The sequence below is a fragment of the Streptomyces fungicidicus genome (assembly GCF_003665435.1).
GTDB lineage: Bacteria > Actinomycetota > Actinomycetes > Streptomycetales > Streptomycetaceae > Streptomyces > Streptomyces fungicidicus.
Window position 1 is genome coordinate 2,087,479 of record NZ_CP023407.1, and the last position, 23,798, is coordinate 2,111,276.

Here is a 23,798-nt window from a genome sequence, read left to right on the forward strand (position 1 = left end):
GGGTGAAGAGTCACCTGTCCGGCCCCGCCCGCAACCCGGTCGGCGGCCATGTCCCGGTGGCCGGCGGCCTGCACTCCGTCGGCCTGTCCTACGCCCGTGAGCTGAACGCCGAGACCGTGCAGGTCTTCGTGGCCAACCCGCGCGGCTGGGCCACCCCGTCCGGCAGTCCGAAGCAGGACGAGGCGTTCCGCGAGGCGTGCGCGGCCGGGTCGATCCCGGCCTATGTGCACGCCCCGTACCTGATCAACTTCGGGTCGCACACCGAGGCGACCGTCGAGCGGTCCGTGGAGTCGCTGCGGCACTCGCTGCGGCGCGGCCGGGAGATCGGCGCGCTGGGCGTGGTGGTGCACACGGGCAGCGCGACCGGCGGGCGGGAGCGGCCGGTGGCGCTGCGGCAGGTGCGGGAACACCTGCTGCCGCTGCTCGACGAGCTCACCCATGACGACGACCCGTTCCTGCTGCTGGAGTCGACGGCCGGCCAGGGCGCCTCGCTGTGCTCGCGGACCTGGGACTTCGGGCCGTACTTCGAGGCGCTGGACGCCCATCCGAAGCTGGGCGTCTGCCTGGACACCTGCCATGTCTTCGCGGCCGGGCACGACCTGGCCGAGCCCGGCGGGATGCACCGGACGCTGGATCTGCTGGTGGACACCGTCGGCGAGGGACGGCTGAAGCTGATCCACGCCAACGACTCCCTGGATGTGGCCGGCGCGCACAAGGACCGTCACGCGAACATCGGCGCCGGACACATCGGCGAGGACCCGTTCCGGGCGCTGATGACGCACCCGGCGACCGAGGGCGTGCCGCTGGTCATCGAGACGCCCGGCGGCAAGGAGGGACATGCGGCGGACGTGGAGCGGCTGAAGAAGCTGCGCGACGGCTGACCGGCCCGGCGGGCGCTCAGAGCTCGGGGCCGTCCCCGGGCTCCTCCTGGTAGGAGTAGCGCTGCTCGCTCCAGGGGTCGCCGATGTTGTGGTAGCCGCGCTCCTCCCAGAAGCCCCGGCGGTCGGCGGTCATGTACTCCACTCCGCGGACCCACTTGGGGCCCTTCCACGCGTACAGATGGGGGACGACCAGGCGCAGCGGGAAGCCGTGCTCGGCGGTGAGCAGCTCGCCGTCCTTGTGGGTGGCGAAGAGGGCGCGCTCGGAGGTGAAGTCGGCGAGCCGCAGGTTGGAGCTGAAGCCGTACTCCGCCCAGACCATCACATGGGTGACGTCCGGCGCGGGCGGGGCGATGTCCACGATGGTGCGCGCCGGGATGCCGCCCCACTCGGCGCCGACCATGCTGAACTTGGTGACGCAGTGCAGGTCGGCCACGACGGTGGTGTACGGCAGGGCCGTGAACTCCTCGTGGTTCCAGCAGTGCTTCTCACCGTCGGCGGTGGCGCCGAAGACCCGGAAGTCCCAGCGTTCGGGCCGGAACTTGGGGACCGGCCCGTAGTGCGTGACCGGCCAGCCCCGCTGCAGCCGCTGCCCCGGCGGGAGCTCGGATCGCGCCGCTCCTTCTGATGCGCGCTCCCCCGATTCGCGTTCCGCCGGCTGACCCATGTCCCCATCCTGACAGACCGGTGACGATGCCCCTGAACCGGGCCCCGCAGATTCGGTCAAACAGGCACATATGGCACCCAGTGCGGACTTACTTACTAAGTGAAGACTTACTGGACGATCTTCCCCGCCGGTGGAATCATGCGCCCCATCCTTGCCTGTCCCCCCGCACGGAAGGAGCCCATGCGATGCAGGGCGACCCCGAGGTCATCGAGTTCCTGAACGAGCAGCTGACCGCCGAGCTCACGGCGATCAACCAGTACTTCCTGCACTCGAAACTGCAGGACCACAAGGGCTGGACGAAACTCGCCGAGTACACGCGCGCCGAGTCGTTCGACGAGATGCGCCACGCCGAGGTGCTCACCGACCGCATCCTGCTGATCGACGGCCTGCCGAACTACCAGCGGCTGTTCCACGTCCGGGTCGGCCAGACGGTGACCGAGATGTTCCAGGCGGACCGCGAGGTCGAACTCGAGGCGATCGACCGGCTGCGCCGCGGGGTGGACGTCATGCGCACCAAGGGCGACATCACGTCGGCCAACATCTTCGAGGCGATCCTGGCCGACGAGGAGCACCACATCGACTACCTGGAGACCCAGCTGGACCTGATCGAGAAGCTGGGCGAGTCGCTGTACCTGTCGACGGTCGTCGAGCAGTCCCAGCCCGACCCGTCGGGCCCGGGGACCAGCGGCTTCTCGACGCGGTAGCGGAAGGGGCTAGGCGGCCTTCGGGAGCTCCGCCGTGAGCGGCGCCTCGCCCTGGTCGACGAGCTGACGGCGCGGGCAGGAACCGCGGCCCAGCAGCGCCTGGATGCGCCGCACGCAGCCGCCGCAGTCGGTGCCGGCCTTGCAGGCGGAGGCGATCTGCCGGGGCGTGCACGCTCCGGCGTCCGCGTGACTCTTCACCTGTTCCTCGGTCACACCGAAGCAACTGCAGACGAACACGCGGTTCACCTCCCGAAAGGGTACTGGCCGAGCCTGCCCCGACCCCTGATCGGTGAGGCTAACCTAACCTTACCTGCCGCCCCCGACCCACAGAAGAGGGGTGGGACGCGCTCCGCTGTGATACGCGCCCCACCCCGCGCCGGTCTCACCGGCGGATCCCGCTACTGGTCGCGGTACATCTCCGCGACGAGGAACGCCAGGTCGAGCGACTGGCTGCGGTTGAGCCGCGGGTCGCAGGCCGTCTCGTAGCGCTGGTGCAGATCGTCGACGAAGATCTCGTCGCCGCCGCCCACGCACTCGGTGACGTCGTCGCCGGTCAGCTCCACATGGATGCCGCCCGGGTGGGTGCCCAGACCCTTGTGGACCTCGAAGAAGCCCTTGACCTCGTCGAGCACGTCGTCGAAGCGGCGCGTCTTGTGGCCGGAGGCCGCCTCGAAGGTGTTGCCGTGCATCGGGTCGGTCACCCACGCCACGGTCGCGCCGGACGCCGTGACCTTCTCCACCAGCTCGGGGAGCTTGTCGCGGATCTTGTCCGCGCCCATCCGGACGATGAAGGTCAGCCGGCCGGGCTCACGCTCGGGGTCGAGGCGCTCGATGTACTGCAGCGCCTCCTCGGCCGTGGTGGACGGGCCGAGCTTGATGCCGACCGGGTTGCGGATCTTCGAGGCGAACTCGATGTGCGCGTGGTCCAGCTGCCGGGTGCGCTCGCCGATCCACACCATGTGGCCGGAGACGTCGTACAGCTGACCGGTGCGCGAGTCGACACGGGTGAGGGCCGACTCGTAGTCGAGCAGCAGCGCCTCGTGCGAGGAGAAGAACTCGACGGTCTTGAACTCCTCCGGGTCGGTGCCGCAGGCCCGCATGAAGTTCAGCGCGTTGTCGATCTCCCGGGCGAGCTGCTCGTAGCGCTGGCCGGACGGGGACGACTTCACGAAGTCCTGGTTCCAGGCGTGCACCTGGCGCAGGTCGGCGTAGCCGCCGGTGGTGAAGGCGCGCACCAGGTTCAGCGTGGAGGCCGAGGCGTGGTACATGCGCTTCAGCCGCTCGGGGTCCGGGATCCGGTCCTCTTCGGTGAAGGCGAAGCCGTTGACGGAGTCGCCCCGGTAGGTCGGCAGCGTCACGCCGTCACGCGTCTCGGTGGGCTTGGAGCGCGGCTTGGAGTACTGCCCCGCGATCCGCCCCACCTTCACGACCGGCACGGACGCGGCGTACGTGAGCACGGCGCCCATCTGCAGGAGCGTCTTGAGCTTGTTGCGGATGTGGTCGGCGGACACGGCGTCGAAGGCCTCGGCGCAGTCGCCGCCCTGGAGGAGGAACGCCTCTCCCTTGGCGACGGACGCCATCCGGGCGCGCAGCTGGTCGCACTCGCCCGCGAAGACGAGCGGCGGATACGACTCGAGGTCCGCGATCACATCGCGCAGAGCCTCGGCATCGGGGTACTCGGGCTGCTGCGCCGCGGGAAGGTCTCGCCAGGTGTTGCCAGCGCTCGCGCTGGTCTTAGCGTTCACGGTCACGCCCTCAACATTACGGGGTGCTCTCACGCCCTCCGGGCCGTGCCCAGCAAGTGAGACACGCAATACGCTCCGTGGACATGGGGTAGGGTGCGTCGCATGTTCGCGCACTCGATCCAGAACTGGTGGTGGCCCGCTTCTCCGGCGGCCCACTGACTGCGCGTATCCACAGACTTCGCGAAGGCCGCCCGAGGGGCGGCCTTCGGTGTTTCTCCGGGGTCGTTCCTCACGCTCACGACAGCGACGAGAACGAGGAAGGCCCCCATGGACCTGGCACAGCTCCCGCACGACGACCGACCCTTCGCCCTGCTGCGCCGCCGCACGCCGGGCCGCGACCACGACGTGGTCGAGCTGCTGATCGGCCCGGCCGGCACGCGTGACCTCCTGTCCGAGCTGCCGGACGAGTGCCTGGCGGTCGTCCCGTTCCGGCAGATCCGCGAGCGCGGCTTCGACGTCCGCGACGACGGCACCCCGCTGCTGGTCCTGACGCCCGAGGAGCGGTACGAGATCCCGCTCGCCGACGCCCTCGACCTGCTCCCCGCCCATGACGTCCGCGTCGAGGGCGGCGGCTTCGACGTCGGCGACGAGGAGTACGCGCGGATCGTCGGGCGGGTGCTGGACGAGGAGATCGGACGGGGCGAGGGCGCCAACTTCGTGATCCGGCGGACGTACCAGGGGCGGATCCCCGGGTTCGGGCGGGCCGACGCGCTGGCGCTGTTCCGGCGCCTGCTGGAGGGCGAGCGGGGCGCGTACTGGACGTTCGTCGTCCACACCGGGGACCGGACGCTGGTCGGGGCCAGCCCCGAGGTGCATGTCCGGGCGTCCGGCGGGACGGTCGTGATGAACCCGATCAGCGGTACCTACCGCTATCCCGCCGAGGGGCCGACCCCCGAGCACCTGCTGGAGTTCCTCGCCGACGGCAAGGAGATCGAGGAGCTGTCGATGGTCGTCGACGAGGAGCTCAAGATGATGTGCACCGTCGGCGACATGGGCGGCGTCGTGGTCGGGCCCCGGCTCAAGGAGATGGCGCACCTCGCGCACACCGAGTACGAGCTGCGCGGCCGGTCCTCGCTGGACGTGCGCGAGGTGCTGAGGGAGACCATGTTCGCGGCGACCGTCACCGGGTCGCCGGTGCAGAACGCCTGCCGGGTGATCGAGCGGCACGAGTCCGGCGGCCGCGGGTACTACGCCGGCGCGCTGGCCCTCATCGGCCGGGAGGAGCCCGCCGGCGCCCAGACGCTGGACTCCCCCATCCTGATCCGCACCGCCGACATCGACGCCTCCGGACGGCTGCGGGTGCCGGTCGGGGCCACGCTGGTGCGCGGCTCGGACCCGGCGGGCGAGGTCGCGGAGACGCACGCCAAGGCGGCCGGGGTGCTGGCCGCGCTGGGCGTGCGCCCGGGACGCCCGGATGCCGGGACCGTACGGCCCCGGCTGGCCGACGACCCCCGGGTGCGGGCCGCGCTGGACGGGCGCCGGGCGGCGCTGGCGCCGTTCTGGCTGCGGATGCAGGAGCGGTCCCGCGCGCTCACCGGTCATGCGCTGGTCGTCGACGGGGAGGACACCTTCACGGCGATGCTCGCGCACGTGCTGCGCGCCGCCGGTCTCGAGGTGACCGTGCGGCGGTACGACGCACCGGGGCTGCGGGAGACGGTCCTGGCGCACGAGGGGCCGCTGGTGCTGGGGCCCGGTCCGGGCGACCCGTCCGACACGGCCGACCCGAAGATGCGGTTCCTGCGCGCGCTGACCGCCGACGTGATCGGGGACAACCGGCACGGCGTGCTCGGGGTCTGCCTCGGCCATGAGCTGATCGCGGCCGAACTGGGCCTGGAGACCGTGCGCAAGGAGGTGCCGTACCAGGGGGCGCAGACCGAGATCGACCTGTTCGGACGGCCGGAGACGGTCGGTTTCTACAACAGCTTCGTGGCGCACTGCGACGAGGACACCGCACGGGAGCTCGCCGCGCACGACGTCGAGGTGAGCCGCGCCGCGAACGGCGAGGTGCACGCGCTCAGGGGACCCGGCTTCGCCGGGGTGCAGTTCCACCCGGAGTCGGTGCTGACCCTGAACGGCGCGGCGATCGTACGGGAGTTGGTGGGTCAGCTGCGGGGCACCAGCACGTTCTCGGAGCGCCGGCCGGCGGTGTAGTCGAGGACGTTGTCCACCGTGGTCGCGATGATCTGCCCTACGGCGTCCACGGTGTAGTACGCCTGGTGGGAGGTGACCAGGACGTTCGGGAACGTGACGAGGCGGGCCAGGGTGTCGTCGTCGACGGCCTCCAGGGACTTGTCGAGGAAGAACAGCCCCGCCTCCGCCTCGTACACGTCCAGACCGACGCCGGTGAAGCGGCCCTCGCGCAGCTCGGCGACGAGGGCCGCGGTGTCGATGAGGCCGCCCCGGCTGGAGTTGACCAGGATCGCGTCGTCCCGCATCGACTTCAGGGCGTCGGCGTCGATGAGGTGCTCGGTCGCCGGCAGCAGCGGGACGTGCAGGGAGACCAGGTCGGACTCGGCGAGCAGCTGCTCCTTGGGGACGTAGGTCATGCCGAGGTCCAGGCAGGCGGGGTTCTCGGTGACGTCCCAGCCGAGCAGCCGCATGCCGAAGCCGTGGGCGATCCGGGCGAACGCCTCGCCGATCTTGCCGGTGCCGAGGACTCCGGCGGTGCGGCCGTGCATGTCGCGGCCCATCAGTCCGTCGAGCCGGAAGTCGAAGTCGCGGGTGCGGATGGAGGCGCGGACGACCCGCCGGTTGACCGCCATGGCGAGGGTCCAGGCGAACTCGGCGACCGAGTACGGCGAGTAGTACGACACCCGGGCGATGGTCAGGCCGAGCCGCTCGGCGACCTCCAGGTCGATGTTGTTGAAGCCGGTGGAGCGCTGGGCGACCATCCGGGTGCCGCCGGCCGCGAGGTCGGACAGGACCTCCGCGCCGAGGTCGCAGTTGACGCTGGTGGAGATGATCTCGTGGCCGGCGGCGATGGGGGCGGTGTCCGCGTTGAGGAAGACGTCGAGGCCGCGCACCTCGTGCCGCCCCTCGAACGCCCGCTCGACCAGGGGCTTCTCGTCGGCCTGCACACCGAACGCCAGGATCTCCACGGTTCCCTCCGGGGGTTGTGCCGGGTTCATTGCCGTACCGGCGAATATACGGGGGCGGTGGAGGACCCGCCTGGGCCGTTCGGGGTATGCCGGGAGGGGCTACTCGTCGTCGAGGCCGCGCTCTATGGCGTAGCGGACGAGCTCCACGCGGTTGTGCAGCTGGAGTTTGCCGAGGGTGTTCTGCACGTGGTTCTGCACCGTGCGGTGGGAGATGACGAGGCGTTCGGCGATCTGCTTGTAGCTGAGGCCCTTGGCGACCAGGCGCAGCACCTCGGTCTCGCGGTCGGTCAGCCGGGGCGCGCCCGGTTCGCCGTCGCCGGGGGCGGGGCCGGCCGGTTCGGAGGCGAGGCGGCGGTACTCGCCGAGGACGAGTCCGGCCAGCCCGGGGGTGAACACCGGGTCGCCGACGGCGGTACGGCGCACGGCGTCCTGCAGGTCCTCGGTGGACGCCGACTTCAGCAGGTAGCCGGTGGCGCCGGACTTCACCGCCTCCAGGACGTCGGCGTGCTCACCGCTGGCGGACAGGACGAGCACCCGGACGGCGGGGTTCGCGGCGACGACCTCCTTGCAGACCTGCACGCCGGGCTTGGCGGGCAGGTTCAGGTCGAGGACGAGGACGTCGGGTGCGGCGGCCTTGGCGCGGCGCACCGCCTGGTCCCCGTCGCCCGCGGTGGCGACGACCTCGAAGCCGGCCTCGGAGAGGTCGCGGGCGACGGCGTCGCGCCACATCGGGTGGTCGTCGACCACCATGACCCTAATCGGGCCCCGGCGGTCCCCGGTGGTGTCCGTCATCGCTGTTCCGCCTTCCCCCGCGGGTCGTCCGTTTCCTGCTTGTCCTTGGGCACCCTGAGTTCGACCTCCGTGCCCTGCCCCGGCACCGAGACCAGTTCCGCGCTGCCGCCGAGGTCGCGGAGGCGGCCCCGGATCGACAGGGCCACGCCGAGCCGTCCCTCCCCTTCCGCCTGGGCGAGCCGGCCCTCGGGGATGCCGGGCCCGTCGTCGCGGACGGTGACGATCACCTCGTCCGGTTCGTCCTCGACGAGGATCCAGGCGCGGGCGTCCTCCCCGGCGTGCCTGCGGACGTTGTCCAGGGCGGCCCCGACGGCGGCGGCCACCTCCCGCGCGGCGTCCGGTGCGAGCCGGACCGGCGCGCCGGGCTCGGCGAGGCTGACCAGGGCTCCGGCGTAGGGGGCGAGCAGTGTGCGCAGGTCGGCCGGGCGGCCGTCCACGGCGCCGTCCGCGTCCACGGCGCCTACGGCGGCGTCCTCCGGGGTGCGGGGGACGGGCACGAGCCCGCCGGAGACCAGGGTGCGCAGCGCCACTTCCTGCTCGCCGGCCATCCGGCCCAGTTCGGCGGCCTCCCCGCCGATCACCGCGCCGCGCCGCTGCACCATCGCCAGCACCTGGAGCACGCTGTCGTGGATGTCCCGCGCGAGCCGCTCCCGCTCCCTGGTCGCGGCCTCGATCTCCAGGGCGCGGGCGAGGGTGCGCTCGGAGGCGCGGGCGACCTCGACGACGTAGCCGATGGCGATGGAGGCGACCCAGACGAGGAGCACGTTGTGCACGGTGTCGCGGGCCGGGCCGCCGCGTTCGACCAGGTTGGCGACGGCGACGAGGGTGGAGGCGAGGGCCGCCCAGCGCCAGCCGCCCTTGATGGCGAACGCCAGCACCGAGCCGGCGGTCCAGATGGACGGCAGGGTCGGGCCGCCCGCCTCGACCCGTTCGGGTGAGTCGGCGACCGGTGTGAGCAGGATGCCGGCGAGCGCGATGGTCAGGTCGGCGGCGAGGAAGCGCTTGGTGCAGGCGGCGGCGCCGGCGGTCCTGGGCAGCGTGGCGAGGGTCCACACCGCGAGGACGGTGAAGTAGCCGACGGCGAGCCAGGGGCGGGGGAACTTCTCGTGGGCGCTGGCGAACAGACCGATCGCGTAGACGAGGGTGAGGATCCGGTAGCCGGTGAGCGCGCGCCACAGCGGCTGCTCCACCGACATGCGCATCACACTCTCGCGCACGGCTTTCTCGCGCCTGGCCATGTCCCCCACTCCCCCGAGCCCCCGACTAGGGGTCGGACCGTCGCCCGTCCTGCTCCCGGTCGGCCTGCTCCATCGCGGCCTTCAGCTTCTCGGCCTGCTCCTTCTCCGCGCGGGCGAGGGCGGCCTTCGCCGCCTTCTCCGCTTCCTTCTCGGCCTTGGCCGCCTCCGTGAGCTGCCGCTTCATGGCGGTGGCGTACATGTCGACGTACTCCTGGCCGGACAGCTTCATGATCTCGTACATGACCTCGTCGGTCACCGCGCGCAGCACGAAGCGGTCGTGCTCCATGCCCTGGTAGCGGCTGAAGTCCAGCGGCTTACCGATCCGGATGCCGGGCTTCATCAGCTTGGGCATCACCTGCCCCGGCGGCTGGATCTTCTCCGTGTCGATCATGGCGACGGGGATGACGGGCGCGCCGGTGGCCAGCGCCACGCGCGCGAGGCCGCCGGGCTTGCCCCGGTAGAGGCGGCCGTCGGGCGAGCGGGTGCCCTCCGGGTAGATCCCGAACAGCTCGCCGCGCTCCAGCACCTCTATGCCGCTCTTGATCGCCGCCTCGCCCGCGCCGCGCGCACCCGAGCGGTCCACCGGGAGCTGGCCCACGCCCTTGAAGAAGGCGGCCGTCAGCCGGCCCTTCACGCCCGGGGTGGTGAAGTACTCGGCCTTGGCGATGAAGGTGACCTTGCGGTCCAGGACGGCCGGCAGGAAGAAGGAGTCGGAGAACGACAGGTGGTTGCTGGCCAGGACGGCCGGTCCCTCGGCGGGTACGTTCTCCAGGCCCTCCACCCAGGGCCTGAAGGCGAGCTTCAGCGGCCCTCCGATGGCGACCTTCATCGTGCCGTACAACAACCGAGTGCCTCCCGTGCGTGTTGGTCAGACCATATCCCGGAGCGCCGTCAATGGACCCGACGGCCCTGGTCGGTGTCAGTGCGGTCGCGTACGGTGAAGGTCCTGCAGTCCGCGTGCGCCCCCCGCCGCGGCCGTCGTGACGTGCCAGACCTTGCCAGACCTTCCTACGAACAGGAGGCCGAAGGTGCCGCTCCTGACCGGAGCCGAGCCGTTCCGCCACGAGGGCGGGGAGACCGCCGTCCTCCTCTGCCACGGCTTCACCGGTTCGCCGCAGTCGCTGCGCCCCTGGGCCGAGCATCTCGCCGCCCGCGGCCTGACCGTCTCGCTGCCGCTGCTGCCCGGGCACGGCACGCGCTGGCAGGACCTCGGGGTCACCGGCTGGCAGGACTGGTACGCGGAGGTGGACCGCGAGCTGCGGGCGCTGCGGGAGCGCGGCGACCGGGTCTTCGTGGCGGGTCTGTCGATGGGCGGCGCGCTGGCGCTGCGGCTGGCCGCGCGGCACGGCGACGCGGTGAGCGGGGTGATGGTCGTCAACCCGGCGAACAAGGTGCACGGCGTGGCCGCGCACGCCCTTCCCGTGCTCCGCCACTTCGTCCCGGCGACGAAGGGCATCGCGAGCGACATCGCCAAGCCGCTGAGCAGGGAGCTCGGCTACGACCGGGTGCCGCTGCACGCGGCGCACTCGCTGCGGAACTTCTTCCGGCTCGTCGACGGCGAGCTGCCCGGGGTCACCCAGCCGCTGCTGCTGATGCGCAGCCCGCAGGACCATGTGGTGCCCCCGGCGGACTCGGCGCGGATCCTCGGCCGGGTGTCCTCGGTGGACGTGACGGAGGTACTCCTGGAACAGAGCTACCACGTGGCGACGTTGGACCATGACGCGGAGCGGATCTTCCGGGAGAGCACCGCGTTCATCGGCCGGCTCGCACCCGGCGCCGTCAGAGAGTCCGGTCTGGGCAAGGAAGGGACGACCGCAGGTGGCTGAGCACGACTCGGACCGCGAGGACCGCGAGGACCGGGAGCCCGAGGAGAAGGGGGTTCCCTTCGACGAGGCGGCCGCGTGGGAGGCGATCGTCGCCGGCTACGGGGACGAGCCGCCGGACCCGCCGGGCGCCAAGCCGTTCAAGTCGGTCGAGGACCTGGCGCTGCTGGAGCCCGAGACCAACGACGACGTGACGGAGACGGAGGCGGACGCGCCGCGGAAGGCCGAGGACGAGCCTGCCAAGCCGCTGGGCGGCTCCGTCTCCTTCGCGCCCGGTGTCGGCGGCCCGCGCGACTACAGCGTGCGGGAGCCCTCGGACGACGACCTCGACGCGACCGACGAGGGCCACTTCGTCCCGCCGGAGCCGCCCCCGCTCCCGGACGCCGACGTCACGTCGAAGTTCGCGTGGCTGGGGGTGCTGGGCGGCCCGCTTCTGCTGCTGCTGGCGATACTGCTGGGCTGGGAGATGTCCTGGTGGCTGACCACGCTGTGCATCGGCGGCTTCCTGGGCGGATTCGCCACGCTGGTGATGCGGATGCGCACGGACGACGAGGACGACGACGACCCGGGCCGGGGCGCGGTGGTCTGACCCGCTCTAGGCGGGAACCCTGACGGCGGCCAGCACCGGGAGGTGGTCCGTGGCCGCCGCGAGGTCGCTTCCGCTCACCCCGGGCTGTTCGAGCGGTACCCCGCAGCCCAGCACCCGCACGCCCTTGGTGGCGAGGAGGGCGTCGATCCGCCGGTGCGGTGCGTCGCGGACCCAGGTGTGCTCGCCGCCCCAGGGGGCCGCGGCCCAGCAGTCGGTGAGGGACTCTGTCAGCCGCCGGAACGTGCGTCCGTCCGGCCGCTCGTTGAGGTCCCCGCCCGCGACCGCGTGCTCGGTCCCCATCGCGGCGAGCCGGTCGAGGAGCATGCCGCCCTGCTCGTACCGCTCGTCCTGGCGCAGGGACAGGTGACAGCTCAGCACCCCGAGCCGGGCGCCGCCGAACCGGACGACGGCGGTGGCGAACCCGCGCCGGTGCTGTCCGGGCGTGAGCGGCAGCAGCACGTCCTCCGTCCGCTCGACGGTGGCCCGCAGCGAACAGAGGATCGCGGGCCCCGCGGCGGTGGCTCCCCCGGTGAGGACGACGAGGCCCGTCTCCGAGGCGAGCCGGGCGAGCTTCTTCCGCCACCGGAAGAACCGGGGCGCTTCCTGGAGCAGCACCAGATCGGGTGCGCAGGCGCCGATCACCCGGGCGAGCGCCCCGGTGTCGTCCCGCATCGAACGGATGTTGTAGCTGAGCACCCGGATGACGGCCGAACCGTCGGACTCGGTCCGGGAGTCGGGCAGCAGCGGAGTCGTCGCCATGGGGATCAACATACGCCGACCGGTCGCGGGGCGAGGGCGGCTGCGCCGCCGTTTCCCGGCCGGGGGATGAGGCGGGCGGCCGGGAAACGGCGGCGCCCGCCGTCCCCGGCCGGGGGATCAGGCGGGCGCCGCCGTGCACGTGGAGGGGTGTCACATGATCGGGTCGGGTTCGCGGGCGAGGTCCGCGGCGCCCACCAGACCCGCCTCGTTGCCCAGTTGGGCGGCGAGGACCTCGGCGACGGGGCGCCAGTTGCTGCCGACCAGCCAGCGCTTGTAGGACTTGCGGATCGGGCCGAGGACCAGTTCGCCCTCGTCGGAGAGGCCGCCGCCGATGATGAAGGCGGAGGGGTCGAAGAGGGAGGCCAGGTCGGCGAGTCCGGCGCCGACCCAGCGGGCCAGCTCGCGGTAGGAGTCGACGGCCACCCGGTCGCCCTGACGGGCGGCCATGGAGATGTGCTTGCCCTCGATGCCCTCGGGCGTGCCGTCGCCGAGGGAGAGCAGCGTCTCCGCGTTCTCGGGGGTGGCGTTGGCGCGCTGCTTGGCGTAGCGGACGAGGGCGCGGCCGGAGGCGTACTGCTCCCAGCAGCCCTGGGAGCCGCAGCCGCACAGCAGGCCGTCGGGCACCATGCGGATGTGGCCGAACTCGGCGGCCACGCCGAAGTGACCGCGGCGCAGCTTGTTGCCGATGATGATGCCGCCGCCGAGGCCGGTGCCGAGCGTGATGCAGATGACGTTGCGGTGGCCGGCGCCCGCGCCGAACTTGTACTCGCCCCAGGCCGCGGCGTTGGCGTCGTTCTCCACGACGACCGGGAGACCCGTGCGGGCCTCGACCTTCTCCTTGAGCGGCTCGTTGCGCCAGTGGATGTTGGGGGCGAAGTAGACCTCGGAGCGCTGACGGTTGACGTATCCGGCCGCACCGATGCCCACGCCGACGATGTCGTGCCCCGCGCGTGCTCCCTCCACCGCGGAGGCGATGGCGTCCACGATGCCCTCGGACGTGCCCGGGGTCGGCACCTTGTGGGTCGAGAGGATGTTGCCTTCCTCGTCGACCACGCCGGCCGCGATCTTCGTGCCGCCGATGTCGACGCCGATGGTGAGTCCCATGAATCCCTCAGTTTCGGTCGAGCCCCGCTACGCCAACGGTACCCGAGGCGATGCCCTGGGAGCCCCGGCGTCCGTACGGTGAGCGGCCCCGCGGGGATCATGGGAGCCCCCGCCGGGCCCTCCCGGGGACCGTGCCGTCAGTCCAGGTCGATGTGCTCGCCGGGGCCGGTGCCGGGGTCGTCGCCCCGGTCGCGGCGCTCGTCGGCGTCGCCGGCGCCGGACTCGCGGGCCGTCCAGCGGCGCTCCTGGTCCTGCACGGCCGAGCGGTAGGCGGCGAGGAGTTCGCTGCCGGCGGCGGCGAGGTGGTCGAAGACGTCCGGGTTGCGTTCGATGACGGGTTCGACGGCGGCCTTCGCCTGCTGGACCACCTGCCGCACCACCTGCTGGGCGGCCGGTCCGGCGACCGCGCCGAGCAGCGGGGACTGCAGGCCCGAGAGCCTGTCGGCGACCGCGTCGACGAGCTTCTTCAGCTCCTCGGCCGCCGAGCCGGGGGGCGGCCCGTACTCGGCGCGGCGCCGGGCCTGCTCCGCCTCCAGGTCCTCGGCGGCGGCCGTGGCCCAGGCGTCGGCGTGCGTCTCGTCCGCCCGTACGTCGTCCACCGGCTTGCCGGCGATCTCGTCCCCGGTCGTCCCGGGCTGCCCGGTCTGGTCCCCGGGGTCGTCGGACGGGGGGAGCTGTTCGCTCATGACGGACTCCTGACTGCGGGTGGGCCCCATCGACGTTACCCGAACGGCCGTCGTCGCTTCAGCGGGTGCGCGGCCACAGTTCCGGATCCGGCCGGAAGCGGACGCGCAGTGCGCCCTCGCGCAGGGCGGCGCCGTCGACGGTGCAGCGGCGCAGCGCGGAGGGCAGCGGGACGATGCGGCGGAACGGTCCCGCGGTGACGACGAGCTCGTCGCCGCGCCGGATCAGGTCGAGTTCGTCGCGGCGGGCGCCCGGCAGGGGGATGTGCCAGACGAGGACGCCGTCGTCGGCCGCGGAGTCGGTGACCGGCCAGGAGACGGCGCCGGGTTCCGCCCCGGCGCCGGGGACGGCCAGTGCGGCCAGGTCGTCGCCGCCCCGCGGGTCGCGGCCCAGATGGGTGACGGGGTGGACGGCGTAGGACTCCTGCCACTCCTCCAGGGTCTTGCGCTGCTGGGCCACCGGCCCGGCGAGCCAGCCGCCCGCCTCGCTCTCCGGCAGGACCCGGGTCGCGACCAGCGCGTCCACCCGCAGTCCGCGCAGGGCGAGCCCGAGGGCCGCGGCGCGTACGGCGTCGGCGCCGGACGGTCCCGGCTCGGCGACCAGGCGTACGAGGGTGTCGCGGTCGGCGAGCACGGCCTCGACGGCGGCCAGTTCGAGGTCGAGGCGGGCCGCCGTCCCGTACAGCCACTCTGCGGGCATCGGGACGCCGGCGAGGCGGCCGAGCACGGGGCGCAGGGCGCGGGCGGCCTGCCGTTCGGGCGGCAGGAGGCGGCGCAGATAGCGGCGGAGTTCCTCGGGGAGGGCGAGGAGGGAGAGGGCCCGCGGGGTGGGCGGGAGGTCCACGACGACGAGGTCGTACGCCTCCTCCTCCGGCTTCGGGAGCGCGGCGTCGCGCAGGGCGCGCAGCACGGCGAGCTCCTCGGCGCCGGGGAGGGGGGCGATCTCCTCGGGGTCGAGCCGGGAGGCGCCGAGGAGGTCGAGGGCGGAGGCGGCCCGGTCCTGGAGGGCGGCGAGGTCGGTGCGGAAGTCCGTGTCGGGGTCGACGCGGCGCACGGTGAGGTGCGGGGTGGCCGCGTCCCCCAGTACGGGGCCCAGGGTGTCCGTGCGGTCGGTGCCGAGGAGGAGGGTGCGGGTGCCCTCGCGGGCGGCGGTGAGCGCGGTGGCGGCGGCGGTGGTGGTGCGGCCGCTGCCGCCGGGGCCCGTGATCAGGAGGGTGCGCATGGGGGTGAACCGTAACGGACGCCGGGCGGGGGTGGGATTTACTCGCCCGCGCCTGCGGGGTGCCGCTGCGCCCACCCGTGCCGCCCAGCGGCACGACTGCCCGCAGCTGCGGCAGCTGGGGGCGGCACGGTTACTTCGTGGGGGACTCCACTCGCTTTTTCAGGCCGGCCAGGGCTCGGTCGATGATGACCTTCTCGGCCTTGCGCTTGATCATGCCGAGCATGGGGATCTTGACGTCCACGGTGAGGCGGTAGGTGACCTCGGTGGTGCCGGGGCCCGCCGGGGTGAGGAGGTAGGAGCCGTCCAGGGAGCGGAGCATCTGGGACTTCACCAGGGTCCAGGAGACCTCGTTCGCACCGGTCCAGGTGTAGGCGAGGGTCTGGTCGTCCTTGATCGCGCCGGCGTCCATGACGAGGCGCACCTGCTCGGCGCGGCCCTCGCCGTCGGTCTTGAGGACCTCCGCCTCCTTCACCTCACCGGTCCAGTCCGGGTAGCGGGCGAAGTCGGCGATCACCCCCATGACGTCGGCCGCCGCCGCCTCGATCGTGATGCTCGAGCTGGTGTGTTCCGCCATCGCCGTGGCTCCTCCGGATGCGGGCCGTTGTTCGTCGTCGCCGTGCGCCGGGCACACTGCGCACTCGCGTGCAGGCGAAGGCTACCGCGCGCCCGGCCGGCCCAACTCACCCGACCTGGGACATCGTCACCATTCCAGCCGCCAGGGGCGCCCGCTGCTCGCGAAGTGCCCCACGTTCACGCATTCGGTGGCCCCGATCCGCATCCGGCGCGCCAGCGGCTGGTGGACGTGTCCGAAGAGGGAGTAGCGGGGCCGGGTGCGCCGGATGGCGTCCAGCAGGGCACGGCTGCCGCGTTCGAAGCGGCGCGCGACGGTGTCGTAGACCAGCTCCGGCACCTCCGGCGGGATGTGCGTGCACAGCACGTCGACCTCGCCGACCGCCTCGATCTTCGCCGCGTACTCCTCGTCGTCGATCTCGTAGGGCGTGCGCATCGGCGTGCGCAGGCCGCCGCCGACGAAGCCGAAGGTCCGGCCGCCGATCTCCACCCGCTGCCCGTCGAGCACGGTGGTGCCGGGGCCGGCGTACTCCTTCCAGAGGGGCGGCATGTCGACGTTGCCGTAGGTGGCGTACGTCGGGACGGGGAAGGCGGCGAACAGCTCCGCGTACTGCTTGCGCACCGCCTTCTCGATCGCCGCCGCCTTGTCCGTGCCGATGTCCGCCCACAGCCGGCGCTGGAACTCGCGCGCCTCCTCGAAGCGGCGGGCGGTGCGCAGCTCCACGATGCGGTCGGCGTTCCCGGCGCCGAACAGGTCGGGGAAGATGCCGCGGGAGTGGTCGGCGTAGTCGAGGAAAAGGACCAGGTCGCCCAGGCAGATCAGGGCGTCGGCGCCCTCGCCGGCACGGGCGAGGTCCCGTGCGTTGCCGTGCACGTCGCTGACCACGTGGACGCGCGTGCGCTGGTTGCCGCCTGGTGTGGATGCCATGGCGATCAAGGGTAAGCGGGTGCGGCGCACGTGAACAATGGCAGGCGGACCTGCGGTTACTGGCTCGTCGGGGAGGGGGTGGACTACTGTGCGCGATGAAACACCAACCTGTGTGACGCAGCGAACATCTCGCCGGGACCCCCTGTCGTAGACGCCATACCGGCGGGTAACGTCCGGGCAGTCCAGTCGTGCTCAGGATTTCAACTTGTGAATCCGCGAGCACCCGCCCGACCCTTGGACCGCGCCGTCGCATCGCACAACGTCGTGGCGCCGGCGCCCTAAGAGGAGCAGCAGTCTTGCGCGAGTTCAGCCTTCCGGCCCTGTACGAGGTCCCCGCGGACGGCAATCTGACCGACATCGTCCACAGAAACGCCGCGCAGCACCCCGACGTCGCCGTCATCGCCCGCAAGGTGGGCGGCGCCTGGCAGGACGTGACGGCCACCACCTTCCTGGCGGAGGTGCGGGCGGCCGCCAAGGGCATGATCGCCGCCGGTGTGCAGCCCGGCGACCGGGTCGGCCTGATGTCCCGCACCCGTTACGAGTGGACGCTGCTGGACTTCGCGATCTGGAGCGCCGGCGCGGTGACCGTGCCGGTGTACGAGACCAGCTCGCCCGAGCAGGTGGCGTGGATCCTCGGCGACTCCGGCGCCACCGCGTGCTTCGTGGAGCTCGACGCCCACGCGGCGACCGTGGAGTCGGTGCGCGACCGGCTGCCCGCGCTGAAGAACCTGTGGCAGATAGAGGCCGGGGGCGTCGAGGAGCTGGGCCGGCTCGGGCAGGACGTCACCGACGGGACGGTCGAGGAGCGCAGTTCGGTCGCCCGGGCGGACGACCCGGCGACCATCGTCTACACCTCCGGCACGACCGGCCGCCCCAAGGGCTGTGTGCTCACCCACCGCAGCTTCTTCGCCGAGTGCGGCAACATCGTGGAGCGGCTGCGTCCGCTGTTCCGCACGGGCGAGTGCTCGGTGCTGCTGTTCCTGCCGCTGGCGCACGTCTTCGGGCGGCTGGTGCAGATCGCGCCCATGATGGCGCCGATCAAGCTGGGCTGTGTGCCCGACATCAAGAACCTCACCGACGAGCTGGCCTCGTTCCGCCCGACGCTGATCCTGGGCGTGCCGCGCGTGTTCGAGAAGGTCTACAACTCGGCGCGGGCCAAGGCGCAGGCCGACGGCAAGGGCAAGATCTTCGACAAGGCGGCGGACACGGCGATCGCCTACAGCCAGGCGCTGGACACCCCGTCCGGCCCGGCCCTCGGCCTGAGGATCAAGCACAAGATCTTCGACCGGCTGGTCTACGGCAAGCTGCGCGCGGTGCTGGGCGGGCGCGGCGAGTACGCCATCTCGGGCGGCGCCCCGCTGGGCGAGCGTCTGGGCCACTTCTTCCGCGGCATCGGCTTCAGCGTGCTGGAGGGCTACGGCCTGACCGAGTCGTGCGCGGCGACCGCGTTCAACCCGTGGGACCGGCAGAAGATCGGCACGGTCGGCCAGCCGCTGCCCGGGTCGGTCGTCCGGATCGCGGACGACGGCGAGGTGCTGCTGCACGGCGAGCACCTGTTCAAGGAGTACTGGAACAACCCGGCCGCGACCGCCGAGGCGCTGGCCGACGGCTGGTTCCACACCGGGGACATCGGCACCCTGGACGAGGACGGCTATCTGCGGATCACCGGCCGCAAGAAGGAGATACTCGTGACGGCGGGCGGCAAGAACGTCGCCCCGGCGGTCATCGAGGACCGGATCCGGGCGCACGCGCTGGTCGCGGAGTGCATGGTGGTGGGCGACGGGCGGCCGTTCGTGGGCGCGCTGGTCACCATTGACGAGGAGTTCCTGGGCCGTTGGTGCGCCGAGCACGGGAAGCCGGCGGGGTCGACGGCGGAGTCGCTGAGCCAGGACCCCGAGCTGCTCGCGGCGATCCAGCAGGCCGTCGACGACGGCAACTCGGCGGTCTCCAAGGCGGAGTCGGTGCGGAAGTTCCGGGTGCTGCCGGCGCAGTTCACCGAGGAGTCGGGGCACCTGACCCCGTCGCTGAAGCTGAAGCGGAACGTGGTCGCCAAGGACTACGCGCACGAGATCGAGGCGATCTACGCCAAGTAGGCAGCGGCGGGGCGCGGTTTGGGGCGCCCCGCGGGGTCCTACAGCAGCGCTTTCAGGTGTTCGGCCAGCAGGTCCCAGCGCCACTTGTCCTCGACCCATTCGCGGCCCCGCTGTCCCATTCTGCGGCGGAGTTCCCCGTCGGCGAGGAGGGCCGTGACGCGGTCGGCCGTGTCGGCGGGGGAGCCGCCGGGGACCACCCAGCCGGTCTCGCCGTCGAGGACCGCGTCCGGGGCGCCGCCGGAGTCGCCGGCGACGACGGGCAGGCCGGTCGCGGATGCCTCCAGGTAGACGATGCCGAGACCCTCGACGTCCAGTCCCCCGCGCCGGGTCCGGCAGGGCATCGCGAAGACGTCACCGGCGCCGTAGTGGGCGGGCAGCTCGGACCAGGGCACCGATCCGGTGAAGCGCACGGAGGCGGCGACGCCGGTGTCGGCGGCGAGGCGGCGCAGGTCCTTCTCGTAGGGGCCGCCGCCGACGATCAGCAGCACCGCGTCCGGCTCGGCGGCCAGGATCGCGGGCATCGCCCGGATCAGCGTGTCCTGGCCCTTGCGCGGCACCAGCCGTGAGACGCACACCACCACCGGCCGGTCGGTCAGCCCGAGCCGCGCCCGCACCTCCTCGCCGCCGGAACCGGGGTGGAAGGTCTTCTCGTCGACCCCGGGCGGCAGTTGCACCATCCGCGCGGCGGCCTCCGGGGTGAGCGCGGAGGCTATCCGGGAACGGGTGTACTCGCCGAGGTAGGTGATCGTGTCGGTGGACTCCCCGATCCGGCGCAGCAGCTGCCGTGCGGCGGGCAGCTGGGCCCAGCCGGCCTCGTGGCCGTGGGTGGTGGCCACGATCCGCTCGGCGCCCGCGCGGCGCAGCGCCGGCGCCATCAGCCCGAGCGGTGCCGCCGCCCCGAACCACACCGAGGTGCACCCGTGCTCGCGCAGCAGCCCGGCCGCCCGCCGGGTGGCGGCCGGCGTCGGCAGCAGCATGGTCGTGCGGTCGCGTACGACGGTGAAGGGCTGCTCGGCGTCGAAGGCGGCGGTGGCCTCGGCGCCCTCCCGGGAGCGCTTCCAGGTGGAGGCGTAGACGACGAGGCGCTCCGGGTCGAGACGCAGCGCCATGTTGTGCAGGAACGCCTGGATGCCGCCGGGGCGGGGCGGGAAGTCGTTGGTCACGATCAGGGTCTTGTGCATCGCCGCCGACCCTACCGAACGGGGTTGCGCCGTCCGCCACGGCCGCGCTCTGTGGCACGCGCACCGGCGTCCGGGACATCATGGCCCCTGACGGACACCGCACCGGACGGGCAGGGAACGCATGAGGACGACGGCCGCACGGGGCTCCCTCGCCCGGCTGCTGCTTCTGTGGGGCCTGACGCGGGCCGCCCTGCTGCTGTGCGTCCTGAAGGTGATCGTCTTCCCCGGGCCCGACGTCACCAGCGACGTGTCGGTGATCTACCGGGGCTGGTACGACGTGCTGCGCACCGGGACCTTCCCGCTGGACGACGTCACCTGGCAGTACCCGCCCGCCGCGGCCCTCGCGGTCCTCTCCCCCGGCCTGCTGCCGTTCCTGGAGTACGCCACCGCGTTCTTCGTGCTGGCCCTCGTCGCCGACCTGGTCACGCTCGCCCTGCTGCGGTACGCCGGGGGCGGTTCCGGGCGGTCGGCGCGCGGGGCCTGGGTGTGGGTGGCGGGCGTGCCGCTGCTCGGGCCGACGGTGTACGCGCGCTACGACGTGATGGTGACCGCGGTCGCCGTGGCGGCGCTGCTGGCGGCCGCCCGGTACCCCCGGCTGGCGGGGGCGCTCGCCGGTCTCGGGGCGCTGGTGAAGGTGTGGCCGGCGCTGCTGCTGCTCGGGGTGCGGCGGCGGTGCGCGTGGGTGTGGGCGGCGGTGACCGGGGCCGGGGTGGCCGCGCTGTTCGCCGTGCTGATGCCGGGGGCGTTCGCGTTCCTCACCTTCCAGCGGGACCGGGGCACGGAGGTCGAGTCGCTGGGGTCGCTCGTCTTCCATGTGGCCCGGCACCACGGCTGGGAAGGCGAGGTGCTGCTCCATTACGGCTCGGTCGAGTTCCTCGGCCCGTACGTGGGCTGGGTGAGCACCGGGGCGCTGGTGCTGAGCGGGGCCGCGCTCGGGTGGCTGGTGCTGTGGCGGCTGAGGGCGACGCGTTTCGAGGCGTGGACCGCGGCCGACGCGGCGTTCACGGCGGTGCTGATGTTCACGACGACGAGCCGGGTGATCAGTCCCCAGTACATGGTGTGGCTGGTGGGGCTCGGGGCGGTCTGCCTCTGCTTCCGGGGGAGCCGGATGGGGGTGCCGGTCGTGCTGGTGCTGGCGGCGTCGGCGGTGACGGTGCTGGAGTTCCCGGTGTGGTTCGCCCATGTGGTGGCGAGTGATCCGCTCGGGATCGCGCTGCTGGGGGCGCGCAACGGGCTGTTGGTTGCGGCGACGCTGGCGGCCGCGCGGGTGCTGTGGCGCGGGACGGTGGCCCGGCGGCGGGCGCTTCCGGCGGTGGGCGGGGTCGGGCGTGCGGCCCGGGCTCCGGTCTCGTCCTGACCGGCCCTTCGGGCTTCGGGGCAGGCACGACCGCCCGGGGTGGCGGGGTCAGGTCACGTCAGGGTGGCTTTCACGTAGTCCTGCCACTGGGCTGTGAACTCCTCGCGGGTCAGGGCGAGTACCCGGTGCATCGCGTCCTCGACGGCGCCCTCCCGGTCCTGGTGGGCGCCCACGGCGCGGTAGAACTCGCGCAGGCGGTCCTCGCCCCAGCGCTCGGCGATGAGGCGGCAGGCCAGCCAGCCGCTCTCGTAGGCGCGGGCCAGACGGTCCGCGTCGCCCGCGAAACCGAAGTCCTCGTCGTCGGGCAGCCCGGCGGGCACCTCGCCCCGGCCCACCGCGTACGCCAGCTCGGGCGCGGCCTCGTCGGGGTGTCGGTCGCCGCCGCGGTAGCCGACCCAGTCGGCGAACCCCTCGGACAGCCACAGCGGGGTGGCGGCGGAGGTGTGGGCGCGGGTGGCGACATGGGTGGTCTCGTGGGTGAGCACGATCTGCCGGCCCGGGTCGCCGAGCAGTCCGAACGCCTCCGGGTTGACGATGACCCGGTCCGCGGGCGCCCGCCCGCCCGTGCCGGTCGCGCCGGTGGTGACCGCGGCGATCCCCCGGTAGGAGGAGGCGGGCGAACCCAGCAGGCCCGCCATGCCCTCCAGGTTCGCCGGGACCAGGACGACCACGCGCCCGGCCCAGCGCGTGCCCCACGCGCCGGACACCGCGGGCACCGAGCGGTCGGCCAGCCCCGCGTAGTCGCGCAGCGTGTCGGCGGACTGCCCGACGCCCAGCACCAGGCTCCGCCCGCCCCGGACGGCGCGTACGGTCCCCTGGTCCCAGAGCTGCTGCCCCGACTTCGCCGCGGGCCGGTCGGAGTCGACGGACCAGCGGCCCTCCGCGTCCCGGCTCAGGCTCAGCGAGCGGGCGGTGACGACCGGGGAGCCGTCGTGGCCCTCGACCCGGTAGCTCAGGTCGGCGGCGGCGGTGGCGGTGTCACCGGTGCGGTCGAGGGCGGTGACGCGGTACGACCAGTCCGCGAGGGGCACCGCGCGCAGGCCGGCGAACCCGGTCCGGGTGCCGGTGCGGGCGTAGGCGGCGGCGTCGCGGTCGAGGACCGCCTCCGCGCGCCGGTCGAGGAGCGACTGCACCTCCGCGCGGGCGGCGTCGACGGCCGGTCCCCCGCCGCACGCCACCAGGGAGACGAGCAGCAGACACAGCGCCACCACCGACGCACCCGACACCCGCCTTCGACCAGCCACCTTCCCGAGGGTACGGGCGCCGCGCCGGTGCGGTCAGACCCTGGTGACCGACGAGACCGGCATCATGCCGACCGGGTCGTAGCGCACGGGGGCGCCGGGGTAGGGCGCGTGGATCACCTGGCCGTTGCCCATGTACATCCCCACGTGGGAGGCGTCGGAGCGGTAGACGACCAGATCACCGGGGCGCGCCTCGGAGAGCGGTACCTGCCGGCCGGCGTACCGCTGGGCCTGCGAGGTGCGCGGCAGCCCGACCCCGGCCTGCGCGTACGACCACTGGACAAGTCCGGAGCAGTCGAAGGAGGACGGGCCCGAGGCGCCCCACACGTAGGGCTTGCCCAGGGCGGAGCGAGCGGCCGCGACGGCGGCCGCCGCGCGGCCCGAGGCGGGGGCGCCTACCGGGCCGAGCAGGTCCGCGCGGGCGGAGCGGGTGGCGCGGTCCCAGGCGGCGCGTTCACCGTCCGGGAGGGAGTTGAGCAGCCGGCGGGCCTCGGCGAGCTTGCTCTCGACGGTCCGCTTGTGGGCGGCGACGGCCCTGCGGCTCCGCTCCAGCGCGGCGAGCCTGTCCGCCGCCTCCGAGCGGTCCTGGGAGAGGGAGCGCAGGGCGCTCCTCAGCCTCCTCAGTTCACCGGCCTGGTGGACGGTGATCCGGTCGAGGGCGGAGGCCTTCTCCAGGAAGTCCTGCGGGTCGTCGGAGAGCAGCAGGGCGAGGGAGGGGTCCAGGCCGCCGGAGCGGTACTGGGCGCCGGCGAGCGAACCCAGCGACTCCCGCATGGTGTTGACGCGCTGCTGCTGCCGGGCGATCCCGTCCTGCGCGGCGGCGATCTCCCGGCGCAGTCCGTCGGCGCGCTCGTCGGCCTCGTTGTACGCCTCGGTCGCCTTCTCGGCCTCCTGGTACAGGCGGTCCACCTCGGCCCGGGTGTCGCCCGGCGGCGTGGCCGCGGCCGGTACGGCGGCGAGGGCGGTGGCCGCGGCGGCCAGCAGCCCGAGGGAGGGGACGGCGCTCCGGCCGGATCCGGACGACGGTGCGGTACGACGATGGGACCCCACGGGAAGCCGCGCTCCTTCCGCTGGCGGACAGGGAAACGCGGCAGACAGTAGCCGTCCCGGCGGCCGGCGAAGCGTC

The 23,798-nt window shown here is 73.0% G+C and carries 24 protein-coding genes; 8 read left to right on the plus strand and 16 right to left on the minus strand.

Annotated features, from left to right (window positions below; all coding sequences use genetic code 11):
• Positions 1-2 precede the first annotated feature (2 nt).
• Positions 3-881: a deoxyribonuclease IV gene (locus CNQ36_RS09475; protein WP_121545656.1), complete on the plus strand. Its 879-nt coding sequence runs from the start codon at positions 3-5 to the stop codon at positions 879-881.
• Between the two features lie 16 nt (positions 882-897).
• Here the strand turns inward: CNQ36_RS09475 and CNQ36_RS09480 are convergent, their stop codons facing one another.
• Entirely contained in the window at positions 898-1,545 is a 648-nt protein-coding gene (locus CNQ36_RS09480) for a sulfite oxidase-like oxidoreductase (RefSeq protein ID WP_121545657.1), read from the minus strand.
• 185 nt (positions 1,546-1,730) lie between these two features.
• Between CNQ36_RS09480 and bfr the strand changes: the two genes are divergently transcribed.
• Entirely contained in the window at positions 1,731-2,249 is a 519-nt protein-coding gene (gene bfr / locus CNQ36_RS09485; protein ID WP_121545658.1) for a bacterioferritin, read from the plus strand.
• Positions 2,250-2,258: 9 nt separating this feature from the next.
• Here bfr and CNQ36_RS09490 read toward each other — a convergent pair whose 3' ends face one another.
• Together CNQ36_RS09490 and CNQ36_RS09495 are read right to left on the minus strand one after the other, a co-directional pair.
• A complete protein-coding gene (locus CNQ36_RS09490) occupies positions 2,259-2,495 on the minus strand; it encodes a (2Fe-2S)-binding protein (protein WP_206278446.1) in 237 nt (78 codons plus the stop codon).
• 152 nt (positions 2,496-2,647) lie between these two features.
• Positions 2,648-4,000 carry a class II 3-deoxy-7-phosphoheptulonate synthase gene (locus CNQ36_RS09495; RefSeq protein ID WP_004932203.1) on the minus strand — a complete coding sequence of 451 codons (1,353 nt, stop codon included), beginning with the start codon at positions 3,998-4,000 and terminating at the stop codon, positions 2,648-2,650.
• A 96-nt stretch (positions 4,001-4,096) separates the two neighbouring features.
• Here CNQ36_RS09495 and CNQ36_RS35825 point away from each other — a divergent pair, with 96 nt between their 5' ends.
• Positions 4,097-4,153 carry a trp operon leader peptide gene (locus CNQ36_RS35825; protein ID WP_106429155.1) on the plus strand — a complete coding sequence of 19 codons (57 nt, stop codon included), beginning with the start codon at positions 4,097-4,099 and terminating at the stop codon, positions 4,151-4,153.
• Between the two features lie 108 nt (positions 4,154-4,261).
• Positions 4,262-6,145, plus strand: coding sequence for an anthranilate synthase family protein (locus CNQ36_RS09505; protein ID WP_121545659.1), 1,884 nt, complete (start codon positions 4,262-4,264; stop codon positions 6,143-6,145).
• Here CNQ36_RS09505 and CNQ36_RS09510 read toward each other — a convergent pair.
• The 4 genes from CNQ36_RS09510 to CNQ36_RS09525 form a co-directional block, all read right to left on the minus strand.
• Positions 6,097-7,092 carry a 2-hydroxyacid dehydrogenase gene (locus CNQ36_RS09510; protein ID WP_004932197.1) on the minus strand — a complete coding sequence of 332 codons (996 nt, stop codon included), beginning with the start codon at positions 7,090-7,092 and terminating at the stop codon, positions 6,097-6,099. The genes CNQ36_RS09505 and CNQ36_RS09510 overlap by 49 nt on opposite strands.
• Before the next feature lie 99 nt (positions 7,093-7,191).
• Positions 7,192-7,884: a response regulator gene (locus tag CNQ36_RS09515; RefSeq protein ID WP_121545660.1), complete on the minus strand. Its 693-nt coding sequence runs from the start codon at positions 7,882-7,884 to the stop codon at positions 7,192-7,194.
• The gene (macS, locus tag CNQ36_RS09520; RefSeq protein ID WP_004932189.1) at positions 7,881-9,122 is read right to left on the minus strand and encodes a MacS family sensor histidine kinase; all 1,242 of its coding nucleotides are present in this window, start codon (positions 9,120-9,122) and stop codon (positions 7,881-7,883) included. Before macS ends, CNQ36_RS09515 begins: the two co-directional genes overlap by 4 nt.
• 25 nt (positions 9,123-9,147) lie before the next feature.
• On the minus strand, positions 9,148-9,951 hold the full coding sequence (locus CNQ36_RS09525) for a lysophospholipid acyltransferase family protein (RefSeq protein WP_121548409.1): 804 nt from the start codon (positions 9,949-9,951) through the stop codon (positions 9,148-9,150).
• A gap of 199 nt (positions 9,952-10,150) precedes the next feature.
• Between CNQ36_RS09525 and CNQ36_RS09530 the strand changes: the two genes are divergently transcribed.
• Both CNQ36_RS09530 and CNQ36_RS09535 read left to right on the plus strand, forming a co-directional pair.
• A complete protein-coding gene (locus CNQ36_RS09530; protein WP_121545661.1) occupies positions 10,151-10,948 on the plus strand; it encodes an alpha/beta hydrolase in 798 nt (265 codons plus the stop codon).
• Complete coding sequence (locus tag CNQ36_RS09535; RefSeq protein ID WP_004932184.1) at positions 10,941-11,534, plus strand: hypothetical protein; 594 nt, start codon at positions 10,941-10,943, stop codon at positions 11,532-11,534. The genes CNQ36_RS09530 and CNQ36_RS09535 overlap by 8 nt, the downstream gene beginning before the upstream one ends.
• 6 nt (positions 11,535-11,540) lie before the next feature.
• Here the strand turns inward: CNQ36_RS09535 and CNQ36_RS09540 are convergent, their stop codons facing one another.
• The 6 genes from CNQ36_RS09540 to CNQ36_RS09565 all read right to left on the minus strand — a co-directional run bounded on the left by CNQ36_RS09540 (position 11,541) and on the right by CNQ36_RS09565 (position 16,800).
• Complete coding sequence (locus CNQ36_RS09540; RefSeq protein WP_121545662.1) at positions 11,541-12,293, minus strand: endonuclease/exonuclease/phosphatase family protein; 753 nt, start codon at positions 12,291-12,293, stop codon at positions 11,541-11,543.
• A gap of 150 nt (positions 12,294-12,443) precedes the next feature.
• Complete coding sequence (locus CNQ36_RS09545) at positions 12,444-13,397, minus strand: ROK family glucokinase (RefSeq protein ID WP_121545663.1); 954 nt, start codon at positions 13,395-13,397, stop codon at positions 12,444-12,446.
• 137 nt (positions 13,398-13,534) lie between these two features.
• Entirely contained in the window at positions 13,535-14,083 is a 549-nt protein-coding gene (locus CNQ36_RS09550) for a DUF5304 domain-containing protein (RefSeq protein ID WP_121545664.1), read from the minus strand.
• Positions 14,084-14,141: 58 nt separating this feature from the next.
• Positions 14,142-15,302: an ArsA family ATPase gene (locus CNQ36_RS09555; RefSeq protein WP_121545665.1), complete on the minus strand. Its 1,161-nt coding sequence runs from the start codon at positions 15,300-15,302 to the stop codon at positions 14,142-14,144.
• 130 nt (positions 15,303-15,432) lie between these two features.
• Positions 15,433-15,876, minus strand: a complete 444-nt coding sequence (locus tag CNQ36_RS09560; RefSeq protein ID WP_004932167.1) for an SRPBCC family protein — start codon at positions 15,874-15,876, stop codon at positions 15,433-15,435.
• 126 nt (positions 15,877-16,002) lie between these two features.
• Positions 16,003-16,800: a metallophosphoesterase family protein gene (locus tag CNQ36_RS09565; RefSeq protein WP_121545666.1), complete on the minus strand. Its 798-nt coding sequence runs from the start codon at positions 16,798-16,800 to the stop codon at positions 16,003-16,005.
• Positions 16,801-17,096: 296 nt separating this feature from the next.
• Here CNQ36_RS09565 and CNQ36_RS09570 point away from each other — a divergent pair, with 296 nt between their 5' ends.
• The gene (locus CNQ36_RS09570) at positions 17,097-18,893 is read left to right on the plus strand and encodes an AMP-dependent synthetase/ligase (protein ID WP_121545667.1); all 1,797 of its coding nucleotides are present in this window, start codon (positions 17,097-17,099) and stop codon (positions 18,891-18,893) included.
• 38 nt (positions 18,894-18,931) lie between these two features.
• On the opposite strand, the gene CNQ36_RS09575 is transcribed toward CNQ36_RS09570, so the two are convergent.
• On the minus strand, positions 18,932-20,074 hold the full coding sequence (locus tag CNQ36_RS09575; protein ID WP_121545668.1) for a glycosyltransferase family 4 protein: 1,143 nt from the start codon (positions 20,072-20,074) through the stop codon (positions 18,932-18,934).
• Between the two features lie 121 nt (positions 20,075-20,195).
• Here CNQ36_RS09575 and CNQ36_RS09580 point away from each other — a divergent pair, with 121 nt between their 5' ends.
• On the plus strand, positions 20,196-21,431 hold the full coding sequence (locus CNQ36_RS09580) for a glycosyltransferase 87 family protein (protein WP_121545669.1): 1,236 nt from the start codon (positions 20,196-20,198) through the stop codon (positions 21,429-21,431).
• Positions 21,432-21,484: 53 nt separating this feature from the next.
• On the opposite strand, the gene CNQ36_RS09585 is transcribed toward CNQ36_RS09580, so the two are convergent.
• Together CNQ36_RS09585 and CNQ36_RS09590 are read right to left on the minus strand one after the other, a co-directional pair.
• On the minus strand, positions 21,485-22,675 hold the full coding sequence (locus CNQ36_RS09585) for a hypothetical protein (protein WP_163013225.1): 1,191 nt from the start codon (positions 22,673-22,675) through the stop codon (positions 21,485-21,487).
• 33 nt (positions 22,676-22,708) lie between these two features.
• Positions 22,709-23,722: a C40 family peptidase gene (locus CNQ36_RS09590; protein ID WP_121545671.1), complete on the minus strand. Its 1,014-nt coding sequence runs from the start codon at positions 23,720-23,722 to the stop codon at positions 22,709-22,711.
• Between the last annotated feature and the right edge of the window lie 76 nt (positions 23,723-23,798).

Coding starts and splice junctions, on each gene's coding strand:
- CNQ36_RS09480 (WP_121545657.1), bottom strand. CDS start 1,545: ATGGGTCAGCCGGCGGAACGCGAATCGGGGGAGCGCGCATCAGAAGGA.
- CNQ36_RS09515 (WP_121545660.1), bottom strand. CDS start 7,884: ATGACGGACACCACCGGGGACCGCCGGGGCCCGATTAGGGTCATGGTG.
- CNQ36_RS09525 (WP_121548409.1), bottom strand. CDS start 9,951: ATGAAGGTCGCCATCGGAGGGCCGCTGAAGCTCGCCTTCAGGCCCTGG.
- CNQ36_RS09505 (WP_121545659.1), top strand. CDS start 4,262: ATGGACCTGGCACAGCTCCCGCACGACGACCGACCCTTCGCCCTGCTG.
- CNQ36_RS09545 (WP_121545663.1), bottom strand. CDS start 13,397: ATGGGACTCACCATCGGCGTCGACATCGGCGGCACGAAGATCGCGGCC.
- CNQ36_RS09565 (WP_121545666.1), bottom strand. CDS start 16,800: ATGGCATCCACACCAGGCGGCAACCAGCGCACGCGCGTCCACGTGGTC.
- CNQ36_RS09560 (WP_004932167.1), bottom strand. CDS start 15,876: ATGGCGGAACACACCAGCTCGAGCATCACGATCGAGGCGGCGGCGGCC.
- CNQ36_RS09580 (WP_121545669.1), top strand. CDS start 20,196: ATGAGGACGACGGCCGCACGGGGCTCCCTCGCCCGGCTGCTGCTTCTG.
- CNQ36_RS09540 (WP_121545662.1), bottom strand. CDS start 12,293: ATGGCGACGACTCCGCTGCTGCCCGACTCCCGGACCGAGTCCGACGGT.
- macS (WP_004932189.1), bottom strand. CDS start 9,122: ATGGCCAGGCGCGAGAAAGCCGTGCGCGAGAGTGTGATGCGCATGTCG.
- CNQ36_RS09575 (WP_121545668.1), bottom strand. CDS start 20,074: ATGCACAAGACCCTGATCGTGACCAACGACTTCCCGCCCCGCCCCGGC.
- CNQ36_RS09555 (WP_121545665.1), bottom strand. CDS start 15,302: ATGCGCACCCTCCTGATCACGGGCCCCGGCGGCAGCGGCCGCACCACC.
- bfr (WP_121545658.1), top strand. CDS start 1,731: ATGCAGGGCGACCCCGAGGTCATCGAGTTCCTGAACGAGCAGCTGACC.
- CNQ36_RS09550 (WP_121545664.1), bottom strand. CDS start 14,083: ATGAGCGAACAGCTCCCCCCGTCCGACGACCCCGGGGACCAGACCGGG.